Genomic DNA, 25,925 nt, shown 5'->3' with positions numbered 1-25,925 from the left:
GCGCCGACAGCCACACGCCCTTCGGCAACCAGGCGGCGGTTCGGGTGGGCGGTGTTCGGTGCACTGGCCGCGATGCTCAGCGTGGGTGTCGCCACGGCCGCCGCCGAACCGGAACCACCGAGCCCGAGCACGACGACCACCAGCCCACCGACGACGCCAACGCCGCGTCCACCGGCACTGCCCGCTCCTGAACAGGACGAGTGCGGAATCACCGACGTCGGCGCGTGCGTGTCGGAAGGCATCACGAGCTTCTTCTCAACCCTGGTGGTGGGTGCGCTCAACCCACTGCTGCAGACGGTTGGCGAGACGCTGCTGGCGACACCTCGCCTCGACCAGGTTCCTCAGATCGCCGAGTTGTGGGAGTCGTCTCGCGGGATGGCGGTCACCGCCTACGCATTGCTCATCACCGTGGCCGGGCTGATCCTGATGATGTACGAGACGGTGCAGACCCGCACGACCATCCGCGAGGTCGCACCGCGCATCGTCGTCGCGTTCCTGGCCGCGAACCTGTCCCTACTCCTCGCCGGACGGGCTGTCGAGTTCGCGAACGCGGTGTCGTACGCGTTGGTCGCGGACGGAGTCGAGCCGAACGCCGCTGCGGAACAACTCGCCGGGATGCTCGCGGACACCGTGACGAGCGCGGTGACCGGGGGCAGCATCTTCAACCTGCTCGTCGGGCTCGGCATCGTGGTGCTGCTGGTGGCGTTGCTCGGCACCTACGCGGTGCGGGTGGCGGTGACGGCTGGTCTTCTGGCGGGCGCGCCGCTGTGTCTCATCCTGCACGGCTTGCAGGAGACCGAGGGTGTTGCACGGTGGTGGGTACGTGCGTTCGGTGGCGTGCTGATCATTCAGGTCGGACAGTCGCTGGTGCTTATCGTCGGGCTCCGCGTGCTCCTGTCCGACGGAGGCTTCACCGTCTTCGGTCCTACACCGGACAACCTGATGAACCTCATCATCGCCGGCGCACTCCTGTGGATCCTGGTGAAGATCCCGAGCTGGGTGATGCAACGCGTCCAGATCGGCGGCGGTCGCAGCTTCCTGGGTTCTCTGGTCCGCGGCTTCATCGCTTACAAGACCTTCGGCCTCCTCCGCGGTGGTACGGCGGGCGGCTCGAAGGCGGTTGGCGTTCGACCGGTCCAAGCACCCAAGGGGCCGCCGGACCCGTACGCGAACGTCAAGTCGACGGCGTCGGGGCAGTACATGCTGCCGTTGCCGGGGCTGAGGCGTCGCGCCAAGAGCACTCCGGCGACTGCAACTCCTGCTACCACCGGGACGCGGAAGCCCCAGGGACGGCAGCTCGCGCTTCCCTTCGAGAAGGGCTGGCCCTCTGACCGGCCCGTACTCACCCATAGCGGTCAGTACCGGCTTCCCATCGACGTGCCTCGGGCAACGCCGAGCAAGCCAGCTCCACCGACTCCGCCTCCGGCAGCACGCCGGGACGTGGGACGACAGCTGGAGCTCCCGTTCGATCCGTACCGAGGCATCCGGCCCTCGAGGAACGGCCAGTACGCGCTCCCGTTGGACGTTGCCCGCACGCCGAGGCCGCCGACACCTCCTGCTCCGAGGCAGCCGCGGCGAGCCATCGGCCGGACAGTTCAGCCGGAGCTCCCGTTCGACCCGTTCGCCGGCTCTCGCCCGCGCAGGGATGGCCAGTACGCGTTGCCGCTCGAAGACGTGGCCCGCGTTGCGCCGCCACCGGTCCGGAAACCACCGGACGCGAAACCAGCGCCGCGCCGAGCACGTGCTCGTCAGCTCCGGCTCCCGATCGACCTTCCAGCCCGCGCGCCACGACGCACCAAACCGACGACCGGTGGTGACTCATGACTCGGCCCGTACGAATCCCAACTGATGTCGATCGCCCTGATCGGATCCTCTTCGGTCTCACGGGACGACAACTCGCCATCCTGACGACCACCGGCGTGGCTCTCTACATCGCCTGGGCGCTCACCCAGCGGTTCGTTCCGCTCCCGGCGTTCTTGGTTCTCGCACTCCCGATTGGTGCGGTCACGGTCGTGCTTGCACTCGGTCAGCGTGACGGCATCTCGTTGGACAGGCTCTTGGTGGCGGCTGTCCGGCAACGGTTTACCCCGCGAAGGCACGTGGCCACGCCCGAGAGCGTCTTGTCCACACCGGACTGGATCACCGCGAACGTCGAGTCCGGCGCAGGGCAGGAGGATGCGTCATCACCGTTGCGCTTGCCTGTCGAAGAGGTGTTGCCGACCGGTGTCGTCGATCTCGGCGTGGACGGCCTGGCGGTCGTGGCCGTGGCCAGCACTGTCAACTTCGCCCTGCGGACCCCGGCCGAGCAGCAGGCCGTGGTGTCGAGTTTCGCGAGGTACCTGCACTCGCTCACCGGACCCGTTCAGGTACTCGTCCGCACGCACCGGCTCGACCTCACCGACCAGATCGCCGAGCTGCGCGAGACCGCCGGCGGGCTGCCGCACCCGGCGTTGGAAGCTGCGGCGCGCGAGCACGCGGACTTCCTCGAAGACCTGAGCGCGGGAACAGAGCTGTTGCGCCGGCAGGTCCTGCTTGTGCTGCGCGAGTCCTTCGGGATCGCACAGGAGACCAAAGCCGCGCTGCCGGTGCTCGGTCGTCGTCGGGGCGTTCCGGTGGGAGAGGGTGCGAGGCGATCTGCCGAAGCGCGGCTGGCTCGACGGCTGAGCGATGCGATCGAGCTCTTCTCCAGCACAGGTGTCGTGGTCACGCCGCTCGATGCCGGGCAAGCGACCGCCGTGCTCGCGGCTGCCTGCAACCCCGACACCCTCCTTCCGCCCTCGGCCGAGCTGGCCAACGCCAGCGAGGTCATCACGACCGCGGCCGACTACGACTGGGAGCAGGCACGATGATCAACGCGATCGTTCCGGACGCCATCTCCGTGGGGACGAGGCACCTGGAGCTCGGCGACGAGCGGGTTTCGAGCTTCGCGATAACGGGATTTCCTCGCGAGGTCTACCCGGGCTGGTTGTCCCCGCTGCTCAACTACCCGGGCCGGTTGGACGTCTCGCTGCACATCGAGCCGGTGGACCCGGTGACGTCGGCTGCCAGGCTGAAGAAGCAGCTCGCGCGGCTCGAATCCGGCCGCCGCCACGACGCCGCGCACGGTCGGCTGCCCGATCCACAGGCCGACATCGCGACCGAGGACGCCCACGACCTGTCCGATCGGGTGGCCCGCGGTGAGGGCAAGCTCTACCGAGTCGGCCTGTACCTCACGATCCACGCGAGCAGCGAGCAGGAACTCGCCGACGAGGTGGCCGCGATCCGGTCGTTGTGCGCGAGCCTGTTGCTCGACGCGAAACACACGACGTACCGAAGTCTGCAGGGCTGGGTGTCGACGCTCCCGCTGGGCATCGACCTCATCGGGATGCGCCGCACGTTCGACACGAGCGCGTTGAGCGCGGCCTTCCCGTTCACCTCGCCGGACCTGCCGGCGCCTGACCCGACGAGCGTCGCCGCGCCCTCCGGGGTGCTGTACGGCTACAACATCGGCTCGCAGGGCCTCGTGCACTGGGACCGCTTCGGCGACGGTATGCACAACCACAACTCCGTCATCCTCGGCCGATCCGGCGCTGGGAAGTCGTACCTGGTCAAGCTCGAACTGCTCAGGTCGCTCTATCGCGGCATCGAGGTCGCGGTCATCGACCCCGAGGACGAGTACGTCCGCCTTGCTGCCGCGGTCGGCGGCGTCCAGGTGAGGCTGGGCGCGGACAACGTGCGCCTCAACCCGTTCGACCTACCCGTCCACACCCGCGCCGACGGACGCCGCTCTGCCCCTCGCGATGCGCTCCAGCGGCGAGCGTTGTTCCTGCACACCGTCATCGCAGTCCTGATCGGACGAGAACCGGACGCGGCAGAGCGCGCCGTACTCGATCAGGCCATCGTTGCGGCGTACGAGTCGGTCGGGATCACCTCGGATGCCCGCACGTGGTCCCGGCCCGTCCCCACGCTGCGGACGCTGCGGGAGGTCCTCGACAGCCACGGCGACAAGACGGCGACGGCTCTGGCCGCCCAGCTCCGGCCCTACGTCGAAGGCGCGTTCAGCAAGCTCTTCGACGGTCAGACCACCACGCACCCCGAGGGCCATCTGATCGTGTTCAGCCTGCGCGATCTCCCGGACGAGCTGAAGAGCGTCGGAACGGTTCTCACGCTGGACGCGGTGTGGCGGCGCATCACCAACCCGGCGATCCGCCGTCGACGCCTCGTAGTGGTGGACGAGGCGTGGTGGCTGATCAAGGAACCGGCAGGTGCGGCGTTCCTGTTCAAGACCTCGAAGGTCGGCCGGAAGAACAACGCGGGCCTCACCGTGATCACCCAGGACGCGATCGACGTTCTCGGCAACGAGATCGGCCAAGCCGTGGTCGCGAACGCCGAGACGCAGATCCTGCTGCGGCAGGCACCGCAGGCGATCGAGAAGCTCGCCCACCTCTTCCACCTCTCGGAAGGAGAGCAGGAGTTCCTGCTCTCCGCCGATCGCGGTCAAGGGCTGCTGTCCACAGGCACGCAGCGCGTCGCGTTTCACAGCATCGCGTCCCCGGCTGAGCACGGGTTGATCACCACCAACCCGGCTGAACTCGCAGAGGACCTCGAAGACGCGGACGCGGCCTACATCGACCTTGACGACGGCGAGGCGGAGTGATGACCAACTGGATCGACGACTACTTCACCGATCCGGGCGTCGGCATCGGCGACTTCATCACCAGCGCACAGGGCTGGATCATCGGGCATGGCCCGGTGGCTGCACCGGCCCTGGCGACGGCAGCAGCCGGGGCATGGGCCTGGCGCCGATGGTGGAGACGCCGTTGCCATCTCCGGCTCACAGCCGGAGCGCGGATGGTCCTCGTCCGGGTTCCACCCCAACCGGATGCGACGGGTGGCGCTGCGCTGTGGTCGCACCTCGTCGGGCTCCTGCGTCCGGCGTGGCATCGCGCGCTGACCGGCCAACCACACCTGGCCTTCGAGTTCACCTTCTCACAGACAGGCGTCGGGATCCGGCTGTGGGTGCCCGGTTCGATCCCACCCGGACTCGTGGAACGTGCCGTGGAAGCCGCTTGGCCGGGCGCCCACACGAGCACCGTGCCCGCCGAACCACCACTCCCGGTCGCGGAGATCGGTCAGCGGCTGTTCGTGGCTGGGGGAGAGCTCCGGCTCGCGCGGACAGAAGCTCTACCAATCCGAGTCGATTTCGCTGCAGATCCCCTCCGCGGACTTCTTGGTGCGCCGGTCGGCCTCGGTCACGACGAACACGCGTGCGTGCAGGTCCTTGCCCGTCCAGCTACGGGACGGCGCCTCGCACGTGGGCGACGGCGAAGTCGAAACGGCACCAATCTGGCTGGCCACCTGCTCGACCTGCTTACACCGTCGTTGCGGACGTCGCACCGAAGCTCCGGCTCGCGAGCCGGCTACATCCATCCCGAGTACAGGCTCGAGCTGTCGGCGCAGGGCCGCGCGTCCGTGAACAAGCAGCGGAGCAGCCAGTTCGAGACCGTCGTCCGCTATGGCGTCTCCACGGTGCTCGATGCCGGCGCCACCGAGGCTGATATCCGCCGAACGAGAGCAACCATCCGCGGGCGAGCTCATGCTTTGGCGACGACGTTCGCGACCTACACAGAGCACAACCACTACGCCCGGAAGCGGCTGCCTCGACCCGCGAAGGCCCTCGCCGAGCGTCGTCTCGGCAGGGGAGACCTGCTCTCAGTCCCCGAACTGGCAGCCGTAGCACACCTGCCAACCGACGACACTCTTCCCGGCATCCAGCGCGCTGGCGCCCGCGCGATCGCTCCACCGCCCGGCATCCCGGCGACCGGCCAGGACATCAAGCCGCTCGGCTTGACCGACAGCGGACACAGCCGACCGGTGGGGTTGCGAGTAGCCGATGCTCGCCACCACATGCACGTCATCGGAGCCACCGGCTCCGGCAAGTCGACACTCCTGGCGCAACTCGTCCTGGCGGATGCCGAAGCCGGGCGCTCGGCCGTCGTGATCGACCCGAAGGGCGACCTCGTGACCGACCTCCTGTCACGCCTGCCCGCCGAGGTTGCGGACAGGGTGGTCCTGTTCGACGCCGACTCCCGCCACCGGCCGCCCTGCCTCAACCCGCTCGACGGTGGCGACCCGGATCTCGCCGTGGACAACCTCGTCTCCATCTTCCGCCGCGTGTACTCGGCGTTCTGGGGCCCGCGCACGGACGACGTGATGCGAGCCGCCTGCCTCACGCTCCGGATGACGGACGGCGTCGCCACGCTCGCCGACGTCCCGAAGCTCCTTGCCGACCCTGCTTACCGCGCGAGGACGACCGCCGGCATCACGGATCCTGTGCTGCGCGGGTTCTGGTCCTGGTACGACGACCTCACCGACGCCAGCCGGTCACAGGTCATCGCACCGCTGATGAACAAGCTTCGCGCCTTCCTGCTGCGCCGGTTCGTGCGGGACACCGTGGCAGGCGGGCGGTCCACGGTGGACATGAAGGAGGTGCTGGACAACGGCGGAATCTGCCTCGTCCGCATCCCCAAGGGATCGCTCGGCGACGAGACCGCACGGCTCGTCGGCTCGATCGTGGTGGCCAATGTCTGGCAGGTCGCCACGGCCCGTGCCCGCACGCCCCAACGCGACAGACGAGACGCGAGCCTGATCCTCGACGAGTTCCACAACTTCCTGAATCTGCCGTACGCGGTCGACGACATGCTCCCCGAAGCGCGAGCCCTGCGGCTCGGGCTCGTTCTCGCCCACCAGAACGACGCGCAGCTGCCACGCGACCTCCAGGAAAGCATCTCAGCGAACGCCCGCAACAAGTTCTTCTTCAACGTCAGCCCCGAGGACGCGCATCACCTCTCAAGGCACACCGCCCCGCGGATTTCCGCTCACGACCTGTCTCACTACGACGCCTTCCACGCTGCTGTCCGCCTGGTCGTGCACGGTGCGGAGACCGAGCCGTTCACGGTGGTCACCGAGCCGCTGCCGCCCGCCGTTCCGGGACGCAGCCGCCTGCTCCGAGCCGCTGCTCGTGAGAACCAACGCCCCAAGACGAAGCCCGTCGACGCACGGCTCGATGGTGACGAAGCCGCCTCGCGTCGTGCGGCTGATCCACGCCGTGGCAACCCAGCCAGCTGACAGGGGGAGTACGCATGCTCGCCGCACCCACTCCACAACGACGTCATCGCGCACCCAAGCCAACTCGACCTACGCCTCGCATCGCCAACTCGGCAGCCCATCAGGCAGTGCTGTCGACCAGGCTCACCCCTCGAGACCGGTGGATCATCACCATGCTGTGGGAGCACCGGGTGCTCACGTCCGAGCAGATCACCTCGGTGGCGTTCCCGTCGTACCGCTCCGGACGGCAACGACTGCGAGAGCTCTACCTGTGGGGCGTGGTCGACCGGTTCCAGCCGTTCACCCCGACCGGTAGCACACCGATGCACTACGTACTTGCGCCTGCCGGCGCTGCGGCCTTGGCCTCGCAGCACGGTCTCGAGGTCAAGGAGCTGGGCTATCGGCATGACCGCGCCGTCGGTATTGCGCACAGCCTGCGGCTCGCCCACACCGTTGGTGTGAACGAATGGTTCCTCAGCCTCGTCTCGGACGCGCGCCGCAGCCGTTCTTTCACGGTCGACGCGTGGTGGTCGGAAGTCCGGTGCGCGAGGCTGTTCGGTGACCTGACCCGGCCGGACGGCTACGGCCGACTGGACCGCGGCGACGAGTACGCCGAGTTCTTCCTCGAGGTCGACCTCGGCACCGAGCCGTTGACGAAGGTCGTCGGCAAGCTCGTGGGCTACAGCGCCCTCGCCGACAGCACAGGCATCTCGACCCCGTTGCTGTTCTGGTTTCCGACCGCACGCCGCGAGACCAACGCCCGCAAACAACTCCTGACCGCCTGGCGTGGCCTCGACGACCCCGGCTCGGTGCCGATCGCCACTGCGGCCGCCAACCTCCTCGACTCCGACGACGAGCCGAGCCCGGCCAACTCCGTCTGGCTGCCGCTCAACACCCACTCCGCGAGTAGGTCGAATCTGCACGAGGTGCTACCGCCTTGCCCAAGCCCAGCCTTGCCGGCGTCGGACTCGCCGTCGGTGCTGCCTCCACCGGACCCGATGCCGCCTCCAGCCTCTCGACCTGATGCTGGTACTCGATGATGGCCAAGGCCGCCGCCGTAGTCGGTACGGTTCTGCTCGTTGCCGTCCTGGCTGCGGCTGGGGTTGTGAACGCGGTGTCCTCGCTGTTCGGCTCCACGTCGTCCGGTCACGTGAACTGTGCAAAGCCTGTCGACGACATACCGCCCTCGTTCTGCGCGCTCTACATCGCTGCCGCGCGAGTGTGTCCTGGCCTGGACTGGAGCGTTCTCGCGGCCATCGGCAAGATCGAAACCGACCACGCTCGTCTCAAAGCGCCAGGTGTGAGCATCGGCGAGAACTTCGCCGGTGCCGGCGGACCGATGCAGTTCCTCGAGCCGACCTTCGCAGGCGTGCTCGCCCATCACACGATCCCGTCCGGCGGCGCCACCCCGCCCTCGCGCTACAACCCGCACGACGCGATCCACGCGGCAGCCTTTTACCTGTGCGATTCGGGTGCACCGCGGGACCTCTACAAGGCGATCTTCGCTTACAACCACGCCGACTGGTACGTCCGAGACGTGCTCGCTCAAGCTCGGAAGTACGCCGAATCAGCCAACCTCGGCAGCGGGAACTGCACCGAGATCCGCGCGGTGACGCCGGCGGCTCGCGCGGCCATCGAGTACGCCTGCACCAAGCTCGGCCTGGACTATGTCTGGGGTGGAGATGGCGAGACCGAGGGCGGGTTCGACTGCAGCGGCCTCACCAAGGCCGCGTACAACGCTGCAGGCGTCGAACTGCCCCGCACGGCACACACGCAGTACAACGCTGGTCCAGTGGTGCCTGCGGGCGAAACGCTGCTGCCGGGCGATCTGGTGTTCTATGGGACGTCGCGGGACATCCACCACGTTGGGCTGTACATCGGTGCCGGGCAGATGATCCACGCGCCCACCTTTGGCCAGGTGGTTCAGGTCGGCCCGTACCGCTGGACCGGGGACGACTACTACGGTGCCACGCGTCCGCATCGCCCTGTGTCTACTTGAGACAGAGGTTCTTCTATGCGCCGCTTGACTTCTCGGGCTGAAGGAAGCGTTCATAGTCCTGTAGCCGATTCAAGCGGTAGCGCTCCGCAGGCTAAATGCAAGCCCTGGCCAGGGCATGACCGTGAAACCACTTCCGAGACGCGGAGACTGTCATGCCCAGCAAGAACCGGACCAAGACGACAACCAAGATCAAGAGCGAAGAGGTGTCTGCACCTGAGACGGCGACGGACAAGTTGCGCGCGGCGCTCGTCGCCGCACCGGGTTCCACGGCCGTCGGTCTGGCGGCAGCCATCGGGATCAACAAATCCACGGCCGGGAAGATTCTGGCGCGCTGGGAGGCCGATGGGACCGCAGTACGGGCCGTGCAGGGTGTGGTCGACGGACGACGTGCCGGTGATCAGTGGTCGGCTGTTGCCGAATCGTCAGGCCCGGAGACGGTCGCAGAACCTGAGGTGCTCGACACCGCAGTTCCGACCGGCGTTCCGTTCGGGCCGCCGCCGGTAGGTCGCCTGAAGCCGGGGGCGTTGAGGCACCTTGTGGAGGTGTTCCTGCGCAAGCACTCTGGTGAGTCGTTCGGACCGACGCACATCGGGAGGGTGCTCGGACGTTCTCAGGGCGCGGTGAACAACGCGCTGGAGGCGTTGACGTCCGCCGGAACCGTGACGAAGACGCAGGAAGCGCCGAAACGGTTCGCGATCGAAGCCACGAAGTAGTCCAAACTGAGCCGATGCCGTTGCCGGACCCACGGGGTTCGGCAACGGCTCGCTTTGTGTGCACGGGAGCGAGCCGACCTGTGGGAGAAGAAGGCCGACCGGCGACACCAGGTCGTCGGTCGGGTGGAGCTAGGAGTGCTGGAACCTAGGTCATGGCCGGGTCACCAGCACCAGCCTGCACGGCCTGGCACCTACCGTCGCAGGGGATTTCGCACTCGCTGGTGAGCAGCGGGCAGTCGTGCCGGTGTGCCTTGGTGAACAGCACGCTGCCGTCCGGCCGATCGATTGCGCGGAACGGGCCGCCGCTCGCCTTCGCCCATCGCACGTCGTCGGGTGTGATCACGTGTTCGCCCGTGCTGCCGTAGGCCACCGCCAACAACGCGCCGACGACGTCCAGGACGTGCTCGGGCAGCGTGATCGACTTGACCAGGATGGCCGTGACCCGTCGCATCAGGTCGTCCGCGAGGGGTTCTAGTTCGGTCTTCACGTTGACGTGCTTGAACGGCGTGGCCGTGCGGTCGAACCAGCACTCCGGGTGGTGCATGACGAGTGGCGTCCAGGTCATGTCACAGCTGAGGACCTCTGCCGCGGCGAAGCACGGCTCCAACTCGACTTCCCGGTGGACTCGCACTCGGACCGTGTGCGGGCCGAGGCGCACGATCCGGAGGAGCGTGTAGTAGCGCTCGGCCGCGCTGACACTTTCATCGACCACGGTGTGAGGGAATGGCGTACTCATAGCTACCTTTCGGTGGGATTCATCGGACTGGACGCAGGGCGGTCAGTCGCCGTCGCCAGGGCTCTTGGGCTTTGTCCGCAGCAGCAGGGCAGCGCCGGTCTCGGAGAGTTCGCGGGTTGCCACGTCCGGGTCGCAGCCCACCTTGGCGAGGCGGGCCCTGATGGCGGAGGGGGATCGCTGCATGTGATCGGCGAGGCGGTTGATGCGCTCCACCGCGCCTCGGTCACCGGGCTGCAGCCAGGCTTGCCGCAGCTCGTTGTCGAGGTCCTGTGTCCAGGGAAGGGTCGCGTTCGCGTGTCGGGACGGGCGGACCTGCATTCGCGTGTGCGCGGACAGGACGCGGGTGAGGAGCTTGCCGATCGTGCTGCCGCCGTCGACCGGCAGGCGAAGGCGCCCGTCGGCGACGACCTCACCTGACTCTGTGGTGCCGAGCAGGTCCATCACCAGCAAGCCTTCGGACTCCACCTTCGCGGAGAGTCTGTAATCGATGTCGCCGAGCTTGATCTCGTTGCGGAACGTGGAGGTCATGTCTCGCCTTCCTGGTCTCTCGGAACGAATGGGGGGTTAGGCCGGCGAGTCCGCGTTCTTCATCAGCAGGAAGACCGCATCGCCGTCGTGGGTGAGCTCGACTGGCTCGTCGCCGAAGACGAGGTGTCCGCCCTCTGCCGCGACGACGCGCCAACCTGACTGGCGGACCTGGTCGGTGCAGTAGTAGCTGCCGACGAGAACGCCGTTGCGGGTGACGGTCCCGTAGAGAACCTGTTGGGCGTCGGACGGATCGGCAACCACAGAGGTCACCTCGAAGCCGTCCTCGTGGAAGCGGCGGACGACAGTTTCCGCATGTGTATGAGAGGGCATCGCAGATCTCCTTCGTGTGTTGGTGGCGGTTTGATCAGTGGGAAGGCACGAGTGCGCAGCCAGCCCCATGAACCGACGGGTCTCCCGCCTCGTCGTCGAGGACCAGGTCGGTTTCCGGGGCGAGGTAGTCGCCGAGGTCGGCGAGGCACGCGATGCGGACGACGGGGACCTCGGTGCCGCATTCCGGGCACCGGTCCAGGACGAGCCAGCTCTCACCAGGACTGGTGAAGTCGGTGAGAAGCCGCCACTCCTGACCAGTCGCGGGGTCTGAGACTGTGATGAGGTCACCGGGCACATTGCCCCCGCGTGTGGGGTACTGGCGGTCCGGATCGTCCGCGACGGTGACGCTGTCGACCGGTAGCTGCAGCGCTACCGCAACCGTTCGTGCGACGCGGGCACGACGTGCCCACCTGTTCCAGCGTTCGGGTGTGTCATGGCGCTGTTGGAAGTCACCAGCCCCCTTGGCCCGTACGTCTTGGGCGGCACGAACGGCCCGCTCGGCAAGGCCGAGCCCCGATCGATGCGCGGGCGTGTTGTGATTGCTGTGCATGGAAAGCACCTCCAACGGAGTGGGTCAGCGTGAGGCGGACTTGAGCGCTTTGGTGGCCGCACGGCCGATCGCCGTTGCGGTGGCGGTGGGATCGTTGAGCTGGTGCACGGTCACGCCGTCGAAGTGCTCATCCCATTGGCTTGAAGTCAGCCACAGCACCGCGCAGCCGGACGCGCGCAGTCGGTCAACGCGCTTTTGCCCGTCCGGGCGTTCGGTGCCATCGTTGAAGTGCCCGTCGGACACGATCACCAGGAGCCTTGCGGCGCCGGGGCGCGAGAGTCCGAGGGCGCCGTCGAGGGCATCGATCGCGGCCACAACCCTCTCGGTTCCGTCGTCTGCCCTGAACTCCGTCACTTCAGCGGGCACCGTGCCGGGGCGGGTGATGGGACGAACGTGCTGACCGAAGATCACCGTGGCGGTTTCGGTGGGCACTGTGGAGTGCTGTCCGGCGTGCGCCAGAATCCACGCTGTCGACGCAACAGGTCCGCGAACGTGGCGCATCGAACTGGACACGTCACACGCGATGCCCAGTCGCAACGGCGGAGTCGGCACGGTGAGGCGTGCGGTTCGGGTGAACGGCTCGGCGGTGGGCATCGCCCCTGCCGCACGTTGGGCATCGGCGGCGAGTGCGCCGCGCATCCGGAGTCGTCCGGGTGGGATCGGCGATGTGGACCTCACGGCGACGCGCTCACGGGTCGCGGCGGTCGACAGCGCACGTCCCAGAGTGCGCGCTGCGCTGCGCTCTTCCGTGGTCGGTTGGCGGGTTCCATCGGTGGCCGTCCAACCGCGACTCGAGTGCGAGTGCGACTTCGAGAACACGGACCGCGCGGCCGCCTCGGCCGTCTTGGCGGATCGTTCTGCAGCCTCTTTCGCTGCTGCTGCAACAGCGGCGGGGTCGTCTGGAGTGGGTTCGTCCGCCACCGCGCGCGCCACGTTGGTGAGAGCGCGTCCGAGTGCTTCGGCCAGTGGTGACGGCGATGAGGACTCACCCGGTTCACCGGTCGCACCGGGGTCAGGCGTTTCGCCGTCCGGATCGGTGCCGATGGCTTTGCACCAGCGCCTTCCGAGGTCGACCATCGCGTCGGCGTCGTCGTCCGCCGTGTCGAGCGCCTCCTGCCACAGTGCACGCAGTTCGGCCAGGGTGTCCGGTCCGAGGATCTCCTCGACGACGTCGGCCACCGGTGCGGTTTCCGGGCTGGTGAGGATTCCGCCGTCTACCCGTGCCAGGACCAGGGCAGCAGCACGGGCGGCGTCCGCCTTGCTCATCGTGGGCAGCTTGGCGAAGTCAGCGAGGATCAAGTTCGTCGCGGAGGCGCGCAACCAGTGTCGATCATCGGAGCGGCGTCGGATGTGTGCCGCTTCCATTCGCGACTCTTCCAACACCATCGCGGCGTCAGCGACAGCGCCCGTGACTCCTTCGGGCAGCTCCCACGCGCTGTGCTTCGCGTGTGCGCACTCGTGGGTCAACAGGCCCCACACGACGGGGTAACGCGCACGGTCGGAAAGGTTCGCGGGATCAACGGTGGCGGGGTCGACTCCCAGGTAATCACCGTCGACTTCGATCAGCGCACGGGTCGTGTGGAAGCACGCCGGGGCACCGCCACCCGCACCGGGTGCGATGGTCACCAACAGGTCTTCGCGGTCGGCGATGACCGGCACCTCGTCCGCCAGTGCGGCGGACAGCGTGAGCCATTCGGGACGCGCGGGGAAGATCGCAGCACCGATCGCGTCCGGGTCAGCTACCAGGTGGGTAGTCATGGCGGATGTCCTTTCCGGACGGTTTGCGCTAGATGCGGGTGCCGAGTGCCAGGGGCTGAACCGGGGTGCCGAACGCATCGCGGACAGCGGCCGCAACGGTCGTCCGGTCCTCTTCGGGCGCGATGCCCACCAGGTTCCCGGCGGCCGCTTCGGTGCCGAGTACGCCCGCGATCTTCTGGAACGCGATCAGCTCACGCAGTTGTGGTGCCCACCCGATCTCGCCCCTGGTCTGGCGGGTGGCGAGATTGCGCGCGACCTTGACGGCCCTTTTGTCGATCTTGAGTTGCGTGGCGAGGTCGAAGTCGGTGGACACGTGGATCTGAGCCGAGAACCGGGATGACAGGGCGTCGGTGAGGATCGCGCCGTGCACTCCGGGGTTGTGTCCGGCGACCACGTAGAACCCGTCAGCGGCGTCAACTACTTCACCGCCGTTCGCCTTGACGATGATCTGGCGGCGGCCGTCCATCGCGGGGTAGACCACCGCCAGAACGGTGGGCGCTATCAGCGTGGCGTCATCGATGAACAGCGGCACGCCCGCGCGCATCGCCCGAACCAACGGGCCGTGCACGAACACGTAGCGGCCGTCATCGGTCTGGGTGTACTCGCCCACGAAGTCGGCGACCGTGGTGTCGCCGTCGCCCTGAACCGTGATCAGGTCTGGAAAAGCGGCTTCGACCACCGACGTCTTCCCGGTTCCGGGCGGCCCGTACAACAGGGCGGCGACTCCCGCTTCGCGCAACCGGTGCAACGCCGTCACGTCCGGCATCCCGGACAGCAACCGGGGGTGGTAGGTCAGCCCGTTCGGGCGCATCACCGGTCCCGTGACCATGGCAGACGCGGTGGGTTTCGCGGCGGGTGCAGCAGGTTCGGGACCCGTTTCGGGTGCCGCTGACTTCTTGCGGCGGGAGCGTGGCGTGGGCGCCGGGGCGGGCGTGATCGTGGTGGCAGCCACAACGGCGGTGGTTTCGGTGGCACGGTAGGCCAGGGGTGCGGTTGAACTGACTTCGGCGGCACCACAATCGGTGAGCACTTTCAGCGCGTTGCCCACCGCGCCCGATGATCGTCCGCCGAGTTTGGCGGCGATGGCACGCGGGGTCATCGCGGTTGCGGGTTCGTCTGCCAGGACGCGGGCGACCATGGCGCGTAGTTGGCCGTTGCCCAGACGGGTTGCCGATGCCGGTGCGGGGGTGGCAGGCGTGGTCATCGCGGTTCCCTTTCGGTTGCGGGTGCAGGGGTCAGGCGGCCGCGATGGGCGACGCGTCGTCGGTTGCGTTCTGGTGGTTTTCTGCAGCGATGTCAGCGGATTCGGGGGTGTGTTCGTGTTCGACCCAGCCGCAGTAGCAGTACGCGGTAACCGTGCCGTCGGTTTCCGTGATGGTGTCGGCGTAACACATGATTGACCCCGTTCAGTAGACATGGCTCACGCCAGGTGTGGTATTCGATGTGGTTCCCGGTTTTCCGGCGTGACTTAAATATAACTCCGATGCAGGTCAATTGCCAGGTGGATTCGTGGTATTTTCCAAGACTCTTTTGGGAGAATCGTCGAATGTGTGGGCCATGGCAATTGAATTCAAATTGCGATTGCAGTGCTGCTGGTCGGGGGTGCTGGGGAGCGAGGCGTCCTGCCGGCGAACTGCGACCTGGTCCGCGGCTTGTGGTTGTTCAACGGGTTACGGAGCCTCTGTGGGGGCAAGGTGAGGTGTTCAGGCAAGGTCTGCGCAGGTGACGAAGGGTTGCAGACCGCCCTGGCGCGGCGTCTTGATCTCCCGCTTGTGGCCAAGCGAGTCTGGGATACCGGGTGATCCCGCTGTGGTCATCCTGGCCAGCGCTGTAAGTGCGCGACGGGCGGATCAGGTCTGGAGGTGCCCTCGGCCTGTATTGCGACCTGAACCCCGGGATGATCCTCCTTTGTTGGTTGGTTAGTTTGATCATGGTGATTGCACGGTAGCATCGAGTCGTATGTAGTAGAAATTCTATGCAGAGGTTCTTTTTGTGTTGTCGCGCCAATTCTCTGTTTGTTGATTCTCTTCAGGTGAGTCTTTGGTCTTTGGCGTGGTGGCGCGGAAGGTTGGTCGCAAGCCAAGTTGCTTCTGCTGATGGCTTGTCGTCGACCTCAGCCAGCTTGCTGGCGAGCAGGGCCAGAGTCCGCGGGATCGCTTCAACGCGGCCGAGGCGCCCCTGAAGACGCATGATGTCGCGGTAGAGCATCTCGTTGTGCGGATCGAAGGCGCGTGCGAGTTCCAGCAGTTCCAGCGTTTGTTCGGGATCAACCTCGCGGAGCGCGTGAGCGAGCGCGGCGGCCGCATCGATGACGTCGCGTCGCACCGCTTCGCGCACGGACTCAAGCCATCCAGCGTCGAGACCATCGGCGAGCGGGCCTGCGTAGAGGCTCACGACTTCGCGGTAGACGGCGATCCGGTCCTCGGCGGTGCTTGCTGTGCGGCGTGCCGTGATCGCGCGGTCCAGGTGCCAGAAGTCAACGTTCACCAGGTCCGGGTCGAGGCGGTATCGGCCTCCTCCGACGATCAGGATGTCCGTGATCATGCCGCTGGTGGCCTTCGAAATGGCGTTGCGCAGCCGGGACAGCGCCGTGTTGAGAGCGTTGTTGGACTTGTCGGTCGTGTTCGCCGGCCACAGGGCGTTCATGACCGCCTCGCGGGTCGCGCCCTCCGGGTGCACGGCGAGGAAGACGATGAGCTCGCGTAGCCGCGGCTGAACGGCAGAGGTGATGTCGTGCTCGGCGTCAGGCCAGGAAATGGTGGGCGCACCGAGCAATCGGAGCTGCAGCGGTGGGCGCTCCGTGGGGTTGACGTTCGCGGTGAGTTCGAGCTCGGCCTCTGCGGCCGCGGGCTGTGGACGCGGTTCGGCTTCGCGGAACAAGCCGAGGAGGTCGCGCGCATCGTCGCCGTCGAGGCGGAAGAGCTTGGTACCTGAAAGCTTCTCGCCGGGCCCAGGGTTGGTCGACGAGACGGTGCCGTCGGCGCCGATGTAGAGCGTGATGCCGTGCTTCCACTGACCGAGGAAGATTCCGGCCAAGCGAGATGCGGACTCGCCCGTGAGCATGCTTTCGAGTTGTCGTCGGTTGTCTTCGGTCAAGCACGCGACCGCAACGGTCCGCGGGACGCACTCGACCAGCTGCTGGTAGCTCGAGAGGACCTGCATCCTGGACGGTGGCTCGCTGATTGCAGCTTCTCCGAGAAGCGAGACGGCATCGTCAGCGACGATCGCGACGGTCGTGTGCGCCATCGCCGTCAGGGCCAGCGCACGTGCGGCTGGAGCTGCGCCGGGCCCGACCAAGCCGAGGCCACCACAGGCGGCGAGGTCGAGCGCGACCTCCTGACCGTTCTTCACACCGAGGGGTGTGGCCTCGTCCTCCGGACACGGCTCGTGCTTGGTGTGGCCATCGCGACGATGGGCGATCTGCAGCTCGTAGACCACGGGAGCGACGGCAAGATCGTCACGTAGCCCGCTGCCTGGTTTGTACCTACTTCGACGCCGCCTTCGCGCCACCACGACGGCTGCGCTGACGGCTGCTGCAAGGGCCACACCGACGAAGGCCGTGTTCTTGGTCGGCGCGGCGCCGGGCTGTGGGGGCTGCTGTTGATCCTGAGCCATCTCGTGCGGGAGCGCTGGTGGCGGGGGAGGCGCCGGTTCGGGTGGGGAAGGGGGCACAGGGGAAGGAGGTGCAGGTGCCACCGGGACGAGAAGTTTCTCTCCGGGGAACACCCGGTGCGGATCCGTGAGCGACCGCCCGTCGGGCTGAGGTTTGCCGCGGTTGAACTCGAAGATCTCGGGCCAGCGGGTGCCGTCGCCGAGCGTGCGCTCAGCGACCGCCCACATCGAGTCGCACTGCCCGGTGGCCGGATCAGGGCCACGCACGGTCTCGACCGCGGCGACCGGACTCGAGGAAGCCAATTGCAGGCCGTCTGCGGTCGCGCCGGCGGCTCGGTTGCCGAGGACACCCAACACGATCGAGCCGACCAGCACCGCAGCCGGTGATCGCACGGCCGCCAGGTTCGGCCACCGCGCTCCGCGCAGGACATCGGCGGCACGAAGTCCGACGTCCAACACGAATGCCGCCCACGACAACCAGCACACGCAGGCGAGTCCGTCGATGAGGAACGAGGCTGACATCGGCTGGGTGAGGACGACGGACAGCGCGGCCCAGCTCGGGACCTCGTCAGGTAAGGGCCATCCGACGTAGTGACCCAGCGCAAGAGGAAGTCCAATCAGCACTGCGAGCAGCACCACCGAGGCCGCTGTCGCGAGCACGACACTGCCCAGACGCTCGACTACGCCTCGGTGTGCTGCGTTCGTGGTCATCGCTCTGCGACGCGCGGACCGGCCACCCCGCCCGACGAGGTCTCCGGCACGCTGGAACCAGGTTGTTCGCCGGAGGAGCCGAGTTTTGCCGTCCTTTCGATCGACCGCTTCCTGCGGCCTCGCTTCGGCTTGCTCGCAACCGTCCACTGCGTGAGTTCGTCCACGGGAACGTCGGTGAACAAGGCCAGCTCGGGCAGGCTGATCACGTCCTCGGCATCGATGATCAGGTTGCCGAGCTTGATGTCGATTTCGTGTAGTTCCTTGGACAGCGCCGTGCGTCGATGCGCGAGTTCGCCGACGAGCTGGGCGGTACCCAGCCGGCGACTGCTCCTTTCAGCGTCGGCGATCTCGATCCGCCTGCGGATCTCGTCCGTGGTCGCCATGGTGTTCCCCTTTCGAGCGTCTTCACGGGCCTGATGTGGTGACACTGCGGTGGGGACTCGCGTGGCCGGTCGCTTGAACCTCGATGCTGGAGATCCCAACGAGGTCGAGCAGCTGTGTTCGCTGGGAGGCGGTGACGACGACCGTGACGGTGTTGCCGGAGACGGAGACTTTGCCGTCAACGCCGGCCGCTGACAGGTGTGCTCGTGCCTTCTGCACCGCTTCGGCAGGTTCGAGCTGGAGCCGGCTGTCCGAACGGTAGGTCGCCAGGTCGATCGCCTGAGCGCCCGCTCGCGCTGCCGCTTCGGCCGCTCCTGCAGCCTGGACCTTGGTAGCCAGCGCGAGACCGCCGTCGAGAACGAGCCCGGCGAGGGCCAGGAGGCTGGCGGCGAGTCCGACGAGGAACGCGGTCATGTCTCACCGTCGGCAGACCGCCACGTGTCGACCAGTTCCGATGCGCTGGACGACAGCCGCTTCCGCGCCGCGACGCCGAGCAGTGCGGCGTCGGCCAGGTCGACGTCGCACGAGACCGTCACGGTTACCGCCGCGCCGGGGCGTACAGCTCCGAGGACGTTGACTTGCACCGACTGGCAGCTCACACCGGCGTCGGCGAGTGCTCTGGTCGCTGCAGCCATCGCCGCGGTTTCGGCGCGTGCGTTCGTGTGCTCGATGCTCGCCGCTCGTGCCGCCTGATGTGCGACGTCGTTGAGCCGAAGACGGGCGTCCACACCGCGGTGCACGACGACCGCCACCAGAACCAAGGCCATCACCATGACCGGCGCCCACAGGGTGACCTCCGCTGCCACAGATCCGCGTTGATCGCGCCACCAGCACATGCCGATCACCGCCTCGGCTCGACGAAGCGCTCGACGGGACCCGCGGCCTCGGCGTGCACCGACAGGTTCAAGAACGGCACCACCTGCTTCGCCGTCCCCGAGACCTGGACGACTGCTGTCTCGGAGCCGCGCTCACAGCGGACGTCGGCACCGCGCAACGGTCCGCTGCCCAGACCGTCGAGCACGCTTCGGGCACTCGCGGTGCCGTTGGCCGGCGATCCGCCGTGAGCCCGGACGGCTGCGAGCCCGTGTGAGGCTGCGGCCTGGGCGATGTGCGTGGCGTGGGACCACATGGCGAACTGCACGATCAGGAAGAACGACAGGAACGCCACCGGAAGCATGATCACAACCTGTGCCGAGGCGCTCCCGCGGTCGTCTGGAAGCCGAAGTCGGTGCATCGCACGTCTCCGCTCACAACGAGATCTTGGACGCAGCGCCGACGAACAACGACGTGAGGAGGGCGGCGACTGCCAACGCTGCTGCGACCAGCGCGGCGATGGTCACCACCGTCTCGCCCACATACCCACGATCGTCTTGCCGCAGGCGCTCGATTGCTACGCGCACGTTGTTGAAAACGAGGTAGATCATCATCACTCCTAGAGTCCGTTGAGGACTGCGATCAAGGCCGGATATCCGATGAACAGGAGAAACCCGAGCATCAGGAGAACGAGAGGCAGGCTCATCCGTTCGGTTGCCGCGCGGGCCTCGCCCTCCGACGTGGTCAGTTCCCTCGTGCGCAACGCGGCCGCTTTCGAGGCCAGGCTCGAGCGGATCTTGGCGCCGTCGGTGCCAGCGAGTCCGACCGCGGCGGCGAGGTCGGACAGCTGCTGCAGCTTGAGGTCGTCGCCGAGTCGTTCGAGGGTTTCCCATGGCGTCGAGCGGGTCACCTCAGAGGTGACCAGTGCTTGCCGCAGCTGGTGGAAAGCCCAGCCAGTGCCGACGGCTGCGGCATCAGCCAGCGCGGAGTCCACTCCGGCACCACCTGCCAGCAGGATGCGGACGAGGTTGAGGTAGGCACCCAGCGCGTGCCGGAAGGCCGATCGACGACGCCGAGCCGCACTGCGCACTTTGAAGTCCGGGCTCAGGAACCCGATCGCGGCGAATGCGGCGATCACGACCGCAGAAGTCAGCAACGGCATACCAATACCGCTGATCATCAGCGCGAGGCCGACACACGACGCCAGCGCCGCCCCGACAAATCCCGACAGCGCCTTCGACACCAGGTGCCGCTCGACGTCCTCGCCGACGACGTTCAGGTCTGCCTGAAGCTGTGCAGTCGGCAGACCCAACGACCCGACGACGCCAGCGATCGTGCGCCTGACCCGGCCAATCGAGCTCGTGGTCGTTGAAGGCTTTGGTGGCTCTGTGAGCGCCGCGAGCACCTGGTGAAGGGGAGGCCGCGGAGGTGCCAGCCACACCACGAACGCCCACAGGCCTGTACCCAGGCACGCTCCCCACAACAAAGACCCGATCATCGCGGCACCTCCGCGGCCAGGAACCGATCGGGTTCTTGTAGTCGGGCGATCCGGCAGAGCCATGTGAAGGCGATACCGAACAGCGATCCCACGACCGTGAGGACCAATTGCCCTTGGAGGCTGTCGAACGGGTCGAGATACGCGCGGTTGAGCGCGATCAAACCGCCGGCGAACGTGATCGTCGTGATCACGATGACGCGAACGCTCGTGCGGGTCTGTCGTCGGCTCGCCTCGATCCGCATCCGCATGGAGGCCTGCTCACGTGCCTCCGCCGCGAGCTCACCGAGCAGTTCGGCCAGATGTCGTGCCTGGTGTTCGCTGGAAAGGACGAGAGCAGCGATCACCAGGTCCGCGGTCTGGTCGTGCAGCTCGTCCCCGAGACGTCGCAATGCCACCGCCAGCCGTTCGCCACCACGTAGGTGTGCGGCGAGCGACGTGACTTCCGGCCGGATTGCCTCGGGCGCGCGTGCGGCGGTGGCCAGCACCGCGTGCTCCAGGCCTGCCGCGGCCACCAAGGTGTCGCGCAACATCTCGGTCCAACTCGCGATCGCCTCGATGCGGTCGAGACGGGCGTTTTCCTCCGCACCCGCCCGCAGGACCCCAGGCAACAACGCGACGCCCAGTCCAGTCAGGACAGCAGCGGCGGTCCAGCCCGTGGCCAGACCGACCAGCAGCGCCGTCACCACGCTGAGGACCAATCGGACGACGGTGGAGCGATCGGGCACGGGCAATGACCGTTGTCGCGCGGCGACTCCACGGATTCCTAGGGCAACCATGCACACGCCGATGGCGCATCCGGCAGCGAGCGCACCCATCAGGACGGCGCTCATTCTCGGTACCGATCCACTAGCTCGGGATCGAAGCCCGCTGCGAGGAGGTCGTCGAGCGTGCGAGAACGGAGTGGCGCTGCAGGCGCCGCCTGCAGATCGGGGCCGGGACGCCAGACCTCGTTGCTGATGATCTGACGTCCGTCGGCGTCCACGACCTCTCGGACCGAGGACACGACGCGATGGCGCCGGTCCGGAGAAAGTTCGAGGTGCACGACGAAGTGCAGCGCGGAAGCCACCAGGAGGTTGGTGGCCTCCAGAGTCAGGCGCTCAGGTCCTTGAACGGCGTACGCGCCGAGCTTGGTGAACGCGCCGGCGCTCGAACTGGCGTGCAGCGTGCCCATCGAGCCGTCGTTGCCCATTGACATGGCGTTGGTCAACGGAATGACCTCGGGGCCACGGACCTCGCCGACGATCACGCGGTCGGGCTGCATCCGCAATGACTGCCAGACCAGGTCCGACAAGGTGATCGCGCCGACTCCTTCGAGGTTCGGTTCACGCGCCTGAAGCGCGACCACGTCCGGATGGGCAGGGTCCTGGTCGAGGCCGAGCTCGAACACGTCCTCGATGGTGATCAGACGTTCGTGAGCCGGAATCGCAGAGGCGAGTGCACGCAGCAGCGTCGTCTTGCCGACTGAGGTACCTCCGGTCACGAGCACGTTTTTCCTGGCCCTGACCACGGCGGTGAGAAACGACTCCATCCCTCGGCCCAGCGTGCCGTTCTCCCGCAGTTCGGCCAGGTTCACCCGCCGGAGGCGGTGTCTGCGGATGGACACCGAGGGTCGAGCGGTCACCGTCATCACCGCCGAGATGCGTTCGCCAGAGGGGAGGGCGAAGTTCACGACGGGGGAGGCATTGTCGAAGCGGCGCTCCTCGATGCCGCTGCGCGCCGCGAGCGTCCGGATCAGGTGGACGAGGTCCTGGTCGGAGTCGACGATCGGCGGCAGCACCTCGCGGGTGCCGTCGGCGTGCTTGACGAAGACGTGCTCGGCGCCGTTGACGTTGATGTTCTCGATGCTGGTGTCGGCGAGCAGCGGGTCCAACCTGCCGGCGCCGAACAGCTCGGCGAGGACCTCGGCGACAGCGCGCTGTTCCACGTCGGCGTCGAACAGTTCGAGTCCGGCTTGAAGCCTCTTCTGGGCGATCGACTCGATCGAGTCGCGCAGAACCGCCTCGGCCAGCTGTCGCCGTTGCAACGGTCCGAGAGGGGGCCGCTCCGCGTTTCCGTCCGCTCGCAGCCGCGCGCCGAGTTGGTCTGTGACGTCTGTGCGGAGGCGGTCGCGCAGACTTCGCACGTCGCTCATCGGCCGCTGGAACGGCAGGTCGGTGGGTCCGCTGAGCGAGCTCACGGCGGTCATCGCGCACTCCTCTGCAGGGAGACGTCCTGCTGCCCTGTGTGCCAGAGCTGCTTGGCGAGCGTTTCCGCGTGTCGGCTCACCGCGGAGTCGAAGCCGCGTTGATGCCAAAGGGCCTGCGCACCCTTGGCGTCCTCGGGAATCCCGGCGAGAACCGGCAGACCCAGTGCCTCCGTGACCCGGGCCGGCGGATAACCCTTGCCCACGAGCACCAGGCCGAGACGGTGTGACCAGGTCTGCAGCTGGGCCCGCCTTGCCGCGACATGTGCCAGCGAGTCGTCGTGAGGTCGCGCCACGACGACGAGTGCGTCGGCGAAGCTCAGCAGGCCCAACATCGTGGGATCTGGATTGGCACGGCCGACATCGATGATCACGGAGCTTCCGAGCGTCCTGAGCGGACTGAACTGGGAGGCTGCCAACGCTGCGATCGAGGCCCGCGACTGCGCAGGGTCCGACGGCGCGGGCACGATCCGCAGGCCGTTCGCCAGGACATGTGCGTGTCGTGCCAGGAGATCTGCGTCGGCATTGCCACGTGTGGCAGCGGCGAGGCTGACCAGGCTGGGGGAGTTCGGCAGCCGAAGCCGTGCGCCGACATCTCCGCCTCCGGGATCAGCCTCGACGACGATGGGGCGCGTCGGCTCGGGCCAGCCGGCGCCGAGCGCGACAGCGAGGGTGCTCGAGCCGGGAGACCCCTTGAGAGAACAGGTGACGACCATCATCAACGACCTCCGACCATCAACACGGCGACCTTGTCCGCGGGCGTGGAAGACAGGGCTCGCGCGTCGGGCTCCGGCAGCTCGACCGAGACCACGGGCACCTGATCGGTCCTGTCGACGGCGACGACCACGGCGCGCCATGAACTCGCCGTGCCGTCCTCGGTTGCAGCGGAGGCGAGCACGACCACGTTCGATCCGGGCGACAACTCTGGAGGGAACTGCCCCGGCTTGAGTCCGAGGGCAGCTATCGCTCGGCCGCCGGAAGGCATCCGTGGCGGTCCGAGCACCTCGTCGGTGAGGAGAACCCCGACCGGCAGCGAGTACGCGACCTGCCTCCCGACCACGCTCGACGCGGCAGAAGCGGGAACGACCTTGACGGCGCCGTCCACGGCGAGGCTCACCCCGACGAGGTCCTGCTCGAGAATCACGTGTCCGACCTCGACCGGCCGCGCCAGCGCGATGACCTCTTGGCGCTCGCCGAGCTGCTGTGCTGCAACGACTCCACCGGCCGCACATGCCACGACCAGCACGGCGCCGAGCGTCAGGTGCGGAATGCTTCGTCGCCGTCGACCAGGCGTTCGGGGCGTGGTCCCCGTCCACGTGCTCGAAGACTTGGGTTCGAGCGTTGATGACGTTCGCATCGGGCCTCCTGTGGGCATGTGGAATCACGACGTGGCGCCGGGATCGGCGGCACGCTCGGGTGTTGCTGCTGGGGATCAGCGGGAGTTGAGAGCCTGGCTCTCGGCGACGCGCAAGGTCGTTGACGCTGTCGTCGTCAGGCCGGGAAAGACGCCGCTCTGGCCGGCGCCGGACCAGCGCACGTTCCAATGGACCGTGACGGAGGCGGTGAAGGCCTCACCAGGCAGTCCCCTGGAGGAGCGTCGGTAGGTGTGACCGCAGTCAGGCGAGGCGGCCTTCGGGTCGTTGCCGGCGGTGAATGCCGTACCCGGTCCGGAGCACGTGACGGTGCTGCCATCGCCCGTGGACCATGACGCGGAAGCCGGCTCGGCGACCGCGGTCACGGTGATCCCAGGTACCGAGGCGCTCGCGGAAGTAGTGCTCCAGCCCTCTCGCAACCACAACCAGGTGGGTAGGTGCACGAGCTGCTCACCGGCCGGGTTCATCGCGATGGAAGGGGCAGGCAAGCGCAGTCGGTCCCTGGCCATCATCGCCACCTGCTCCGGTGTAAGCGACGGCGCGGCCTGCTGTCCGGCAGGTATCCACACCGGAGGCTGATTCGCAGTGTTCTTGCCGTCGGCCGAGCACAGGAGGTGGAACCAGCCTCCCGGCCCGTCCGGCTGAGCGACACCAGGAGCTCCCTGGTCAACCGGGACGTACCTGCATGCGAAGGCGTCTTGAACACCTTCGTGCGCCGTCGTGTCGGACACGCTGGGGCGTCGGCCTTGGTCGCCGTGAGACATCTCCGCGATGAGCTCGCAGCCCGGGCCGGGTTTCGCTGAGCAGTCGACCGAGCCCCAGCCAGGGTCACCCCGTGCCGACGAGGAGGTGGCCACCAGCCCAGCCGTCGCGATGGCCACGGCGAAAGCGAGACGAGTCAGCATGATCCGACTCCTTGCACGGCGAACCGCGTCACGCGCCAGCTGCCGTCGGGCTGGGCCTTGACCTCGGCGAAGATGGACCGTCGACCGCCGCCTTGACCGTCAGCGGGCTCGTTGGTCCCCTTGCGGTACTTCAGCCATGTGCTGTCATCACCGCAGTCCCTGATCTTCACGACTGACACAACGCCGTCGGCCCGGTCCACATTGGTCACCTGGGGATCGCTCTTCGGCGATCCCATGGTGACGAGTCCCTTTCGGTTGTCCTCGGCCAGGCTGTTCCTGATGACCACGAGCGCGTCGCCTGTTGCGTGTTCGGCCAGCCCTGGCGCCTCCGCGTTCGACGTTTCGCCCGCCTCCGCCATCTCACGCCACATTGCGAGGTAGGCGTCGATCGCTTTGCGTTCAGGTGGATCGGGCAACGGGGCGATGCTCGTGGTCGTTGACGTCGCGGTGCGCTCGGGAGGTGTCGTGCTGTTGCCTTCGGCGCTGCACGACGTGACGGCGACGACGCCGAGAATCGCGGCGACCCGTGCAGTGGTGGTCATCGTGGCCTCCAGGTCGTTGGTGGGGCCGAGGTGGGCGCCGGGGGAGCAACGACGCCCACCTCGATCGGATCGCCCGACTTCGCGCTGATGTCCGGGCGGAGGTAGGGGACAAGCGACACGAGCACGATCAGCACGAACGTCGCCGTCGCGCGGTGCAGTGCACGTTGTGCCTCGTAGACGATCACTGGGTTCTCGTCCCTGAACGGCA

28 protein-coding genes are annotated in these 25,925 nt (G+C 67.4%); 7 read left to right on the top strand and 21 right to left on the bottom strand.

The features are described from left to right. Positions 1-51: 51 nt before the first annotated feature. From BMY74_RS40660 to BMY74_RS40630, 7 genes are all read left to right on the top strand, one after another. A complete protein-coding gene (locus tag BMY74_RS40660) occupies positions 52-1,824 on the top strand; it encodes a TrbL/VirB6 family protein (protein ID WP_089926692.1) in 1,773 nt (590 codons plus the stop codon). Next, positions 1,821-2,849 (top strand): PrgI family protein, encoded by a 1,029-nt coding sequence (locus BMY74_RS47075; RefSeq protein WP_089926689.1) that lies wholly within the window; start codon positions 1,821-1,823, stop codon positions 2,847-2,849. Before BMY74_RS40660 ends, BMY74_RS47075 begins: the two co-directional genes overlap by 4 nt. Continuing rightward, positions 2,846-4,636, top strand: a complete 1,791-nt coding sequence (locus tag BMY74_RS40650; RefSeq protein WP_089926685.1) for a VirB4 family type IV secretion system protein — start codon at positions 2,846-2,848, stop codon at positions 4,634-4,636. Before BMY74_RS47075 ends, BMY74_RS40650 begins: the two co-directional genes overlap by 4 nt. Then, positions 4,636-7,107 carry a DUF8128 domain-containing protein gene (locus tag BMY74_RS40645; RefSeq protein ID WP_089926680.1) on the top strand — a complete coding sequence of 824 codons (2,472 nt, stop codon included), beginning with the start codon at positions 4,636-4,638 and terminating at the stop codon, positions 7,105-7,107. The genes BMY74_RS40650 and BMY74_RS40645 overlap by 1 nt, the downstream gene beginning before the upstream one ends. Positions 7,108-7,259: 152 nt before the next feature. Further along, positions 7,260-8,126 (top strand): replication-relaxation family protein, encoded by an 867-nt coding sequence (locus BMY74_RS40640; protein ID WP_342718427.1) that lies wholly within the window; start codon positions 7,260-7,262, stop codon positions 8,124-8,126. Continuing rightward, positions 8,123-9,085, top strand: coding sequence for a C40 family peptidase (locus BMY74_RS40635; RefSeq protein WP_089926674.1), 963 nt, complete (start codon positions 8,123-8,125; stop codon positions 9,083-9,085). The genes BMY74_RS40640 and BMY74_RS40635 overlap by 4 nt, the downstream gene beginning before the upstream one ends. Positions 9,086-9,237: 152 nt before the next feature. Then, the gene (locus BMY74_RS40630; protein ID WP_089926671.1) at positions 9,238-9,798 is read left to right on the top strand and encodes a COG3415 family protein; all 561 of its coding nucleotides are present in this window, start codon (positions 9,238-9,240) and stop codon (positions 9,796-9,798) included. Between the two features lie 145 nt (positions 9,799-9,943). Here the strand turns inward: BMY74_RS40630 and BMY74_RS40625 are convergent, their stop codons facing one another. From BMY74_RS40625 to BMY74_RS40530, 21 genes are all read right to left on the bottom strand, one after another. Next, entirely contained in the window at positions 9,944-10,510 is a 567-nt protein-coding gene (locus BMY74_RS40625) for a hypothetical protein (RefSeq protein WP_089926668.1), read from the bottom strand. A gap of 66 nt (positions 10,511-10,576) precedes the next feature. Beyond that, the gene (locus BMY74_RS40620) at positions 10,577-11,062 is read right to left on the bottom strand and encodes a hypothetical protein (protein WP_089926665.1); all 486 of its coding nucleotides are present in this window, start codon (positions 11,060-11,062) and stop codon (positions 10,577-10,579) included. Between the two features lie 36 nt (positions 11,063-11,098). Further along, on the bottom strand, positions 11,099-11,332 hold the full coding sequence (locus BMY74_RS45505; protein ID WP_177230177.1) for a hypothetical protein: 234 nt from the start codon (positions 11,330-11,332) through the stop codon (positions 11,099-11,101). A gap of 94 nt (positions 11,333-11,426) precedes the next feature. Continuing rightward, positions 11,427-11,942 (bottom strand): hypothetical protein, encoded by a 516-nt coding sequence (locus BMY74_RS40610; RefSeq protein ID WP_089926662.1) that lies wholly within the window; start codon positions 11,940-11,942, stop codon positions 11,427-11,429. A 24-nt stretch (positions 11,943-11,966) separates the two neighbouring features. Then, positions 11,967-13,700: a vWA domain-containing protein gene (locus BMY74_RS40605; RefSeq protein WP_089926659.1), complete on the bottom strand. Its 1,734-nt coding sequence runs from the start codon at positions 13,698-13,700 to the stop codon at positions 11,967-11,969. A gap of 28 nt (positions 13,701-13,728) precedes the next feature. Next, on the bottom strand, positions 13,729-14,904 hold the full coding sequence (locus BMY74_RS40600) for an AAA family ATPase (protein ID WP_089926656.1): 1,176 nt from the start codon (positions 14,902-14,904) through the stop codon (positions 13,729-13,731). A gap of 31 nt (positions 14,905-14,935) precedes the next feature. After that, positions 14,936-15,094: a hypothetical protein gene (locus tag BMY74_RS45500; protein WP_177230176.1), complete on the bottom strand. Its 159-nt coding sequence runs from the start codon at positions 15,092-15,094 to the stop codon at positions 14,936-14,938. 634 nt (positions 15,095-15,728) lie between these two features. Further along, the gene (locus BMY74_RS40595) at positions 15,729-18,023 is read right to left on the bottom strand and encodes a BTAD domain-containing putative transcriptional regulator (protein WP_089926652.1); all 2,295 of its coding nucleotides are present in this window, start codon (positions 18,021-18,023) and stop codon (positions 15,729-15,731) included. Beyond that, positions 18,020-18,406 (bottom strand): hypothetical protein, encoded by a 387-nt coding sequence (locus BMY74_RS40590; protein ID WP_089926649.1) that lies wholly within the window; start codon positions 18,404-18,406, stop codon positions 18,020-18,022. Before BMY74_RS40590 ends, BMY74_RS40595 begins: the two co-directional genes overlap by 4 nt. 22 nt (positions 18,407-18,428) lie before the next feature. After that, complete coding sequence (locus tag BMY74_RS40585) at positions 18,429-18,818, bottom strand: pilus assembly protein TadG-related protein (RefSeq protein WP_089926646.1); 390 nt, start codon at positions 18,816-18,818, stop codon at positions 18,429-18,431. After that, positions 18,815-19,210 (bottom strand): pilus assembly protein TadE, encoded by a 396-nt coding sequence (locus tag BMY74_RS40580; protein ID WP_245786665.1) that lies wholly within the window; start codon positions 19,208-19,210, stop codon positions 18,815-18,817. The genes BMY74_RS40585 and BMY74_RS40580 overlap by 4 nt, the downstream gene beginning before the upstream one ends. A 35-nt stretch (positions 19,211-19,245) precedes the next feature. Beyond that, positions 19,246-19,638 carry a TadE family protein gene (locus BMY74_RS40575; protein ID WP_143091920.1) on the bottom strand — a complete coding sequence of 131 codons (393 nt, stop codon included), beginning with the start codon at positions 19,636-19,638 and terminating at the stop codon, positions 19,246-19,248. Between the two features lie 13 nt (positions 19,639-19,651). After that, complete coding sequence (locus BMY74_RS40570) at positions 19,652-19,831, bottom strand: hypothetical protein (protein WP_143091919.1); 180 nt, start codon at positions 19,829-19,831, stop codon at positions 19,652-19,654. Between the two features lie 5 nt (positions 19,832-19,836). Then, the gene (locus BMY74_RS40565; protein WP_245786664.1) at positions 19,837-20,622 is read right to left on the bottom strand and encodes a type II secretion system F family protein; all 786 of its coding nucleotides are present in this window, start codon (positions 20,620-20,622) and stop codon (positions 19,837-19,839) included. 89 nt (positions 20,623-20,711) lie between these two features. Next, positions 20,712-21,545 (bottom strand): type II secretion system F family protein, encoded by an 834-nt coding sequence (locus tag BMY74_RS40560; RefSeq protein WP_089926637.1) that lies wholly within the window; start codon positions 21,543-21,545, stop codon positions 20,712-20,714. Further along, positions 21,542-22,585 (bottom strand): TadA family conjugal transfer-associated ATPase, encoded by a 1,044-nt coding sequence (locus tag BMY74_RS40555; protein WP_245786663.1) that lies wholly within the window; start codon positions 22,583-22,585, stop codon positions 21,542-21,544. Before BMY74_RS40555 ends, BMY74_RS40560 begins: the two co-directional genes overlap by 4 nt. Before the next feature lie 311 nt (positions 22,586-22,896). Continuing rightward, entirely contained in the window at positions 22,897-23,616 is a 720-nt protein-coding gene (locus BMY74_RS40550; RefSeq protein ID WP_089926630.1) for a CpaE/TadZ family protein, read from the bottom strand. Further along, positions 23,616-24,143, bottom strand: a complete 528-nt coding sequence (locus tag BMY74_RS40545; protein WP_089926626.1) for a hypothetical protein — start codon at positions 24,141-24,143, stop codon at positions 23,616-23,618. The genes BMY74_RS40550 and BMY74_RS40545 overlap by 1 nt, the downstream gene beginning before the upstream one ends. A gap of 186 nt (positions 24,144-24,329) precedes the next feature. Continuing rightward, complete coding sequence (locus tag BMY74_RS40540) at positions 24,330-25,175, bottom strand: hypothetical protein (protein ID WP_089926623.1); 846 nt, start codon at positions 25,173-25,175, stop codon at positions 24,330-24,332. Next, the gene (locus tag BMY74_RS40535) at positions 25,169-25,717 is read right to left on the bottom strand and encodes a hypothetical protein (RefSeq protein WP_245786662.1); all 549 of its coding nucleotides are present in this window, start codon (positions 25,715-25,717) and stop codon (positions 25,169-25,171) included. Before BMY74_RS40535 ends, BMY74_RS40540 begins: the two co-directional genes overlap by 7 nt. Next, complete coding sequence (locus tag BMY74_RS40530; RefSeq protein ID WP_143091918.1) at positions 25,714-25,902, bottom strand: hypothetical protein; 189 nt, start codon at positions 25,900-25,902, stop codon at positions 25,714-25,716. Before BMY74_RS40530 ends, BMY74_RS40535 begins: the two co-directional genes overlap by 4 nt. Positions 25,903-25,925 lie beyond the last annotated feature (23 nt).

The sequence above is a fragment of the Lentzea albida genome (genome assembly GCF_900111005.1).
Lineage (GTDB): Bacteria > Actinomycetota > Actinomycetes > Mycobacteriales > Pseudonocardiaceae > Lentzea > Lentzea albida.
The sequence above is the reverse complement of the archived record's forward strand: the minus strand, read 5'-3'. Positions and strand labels throughout refer to the sequence as shown.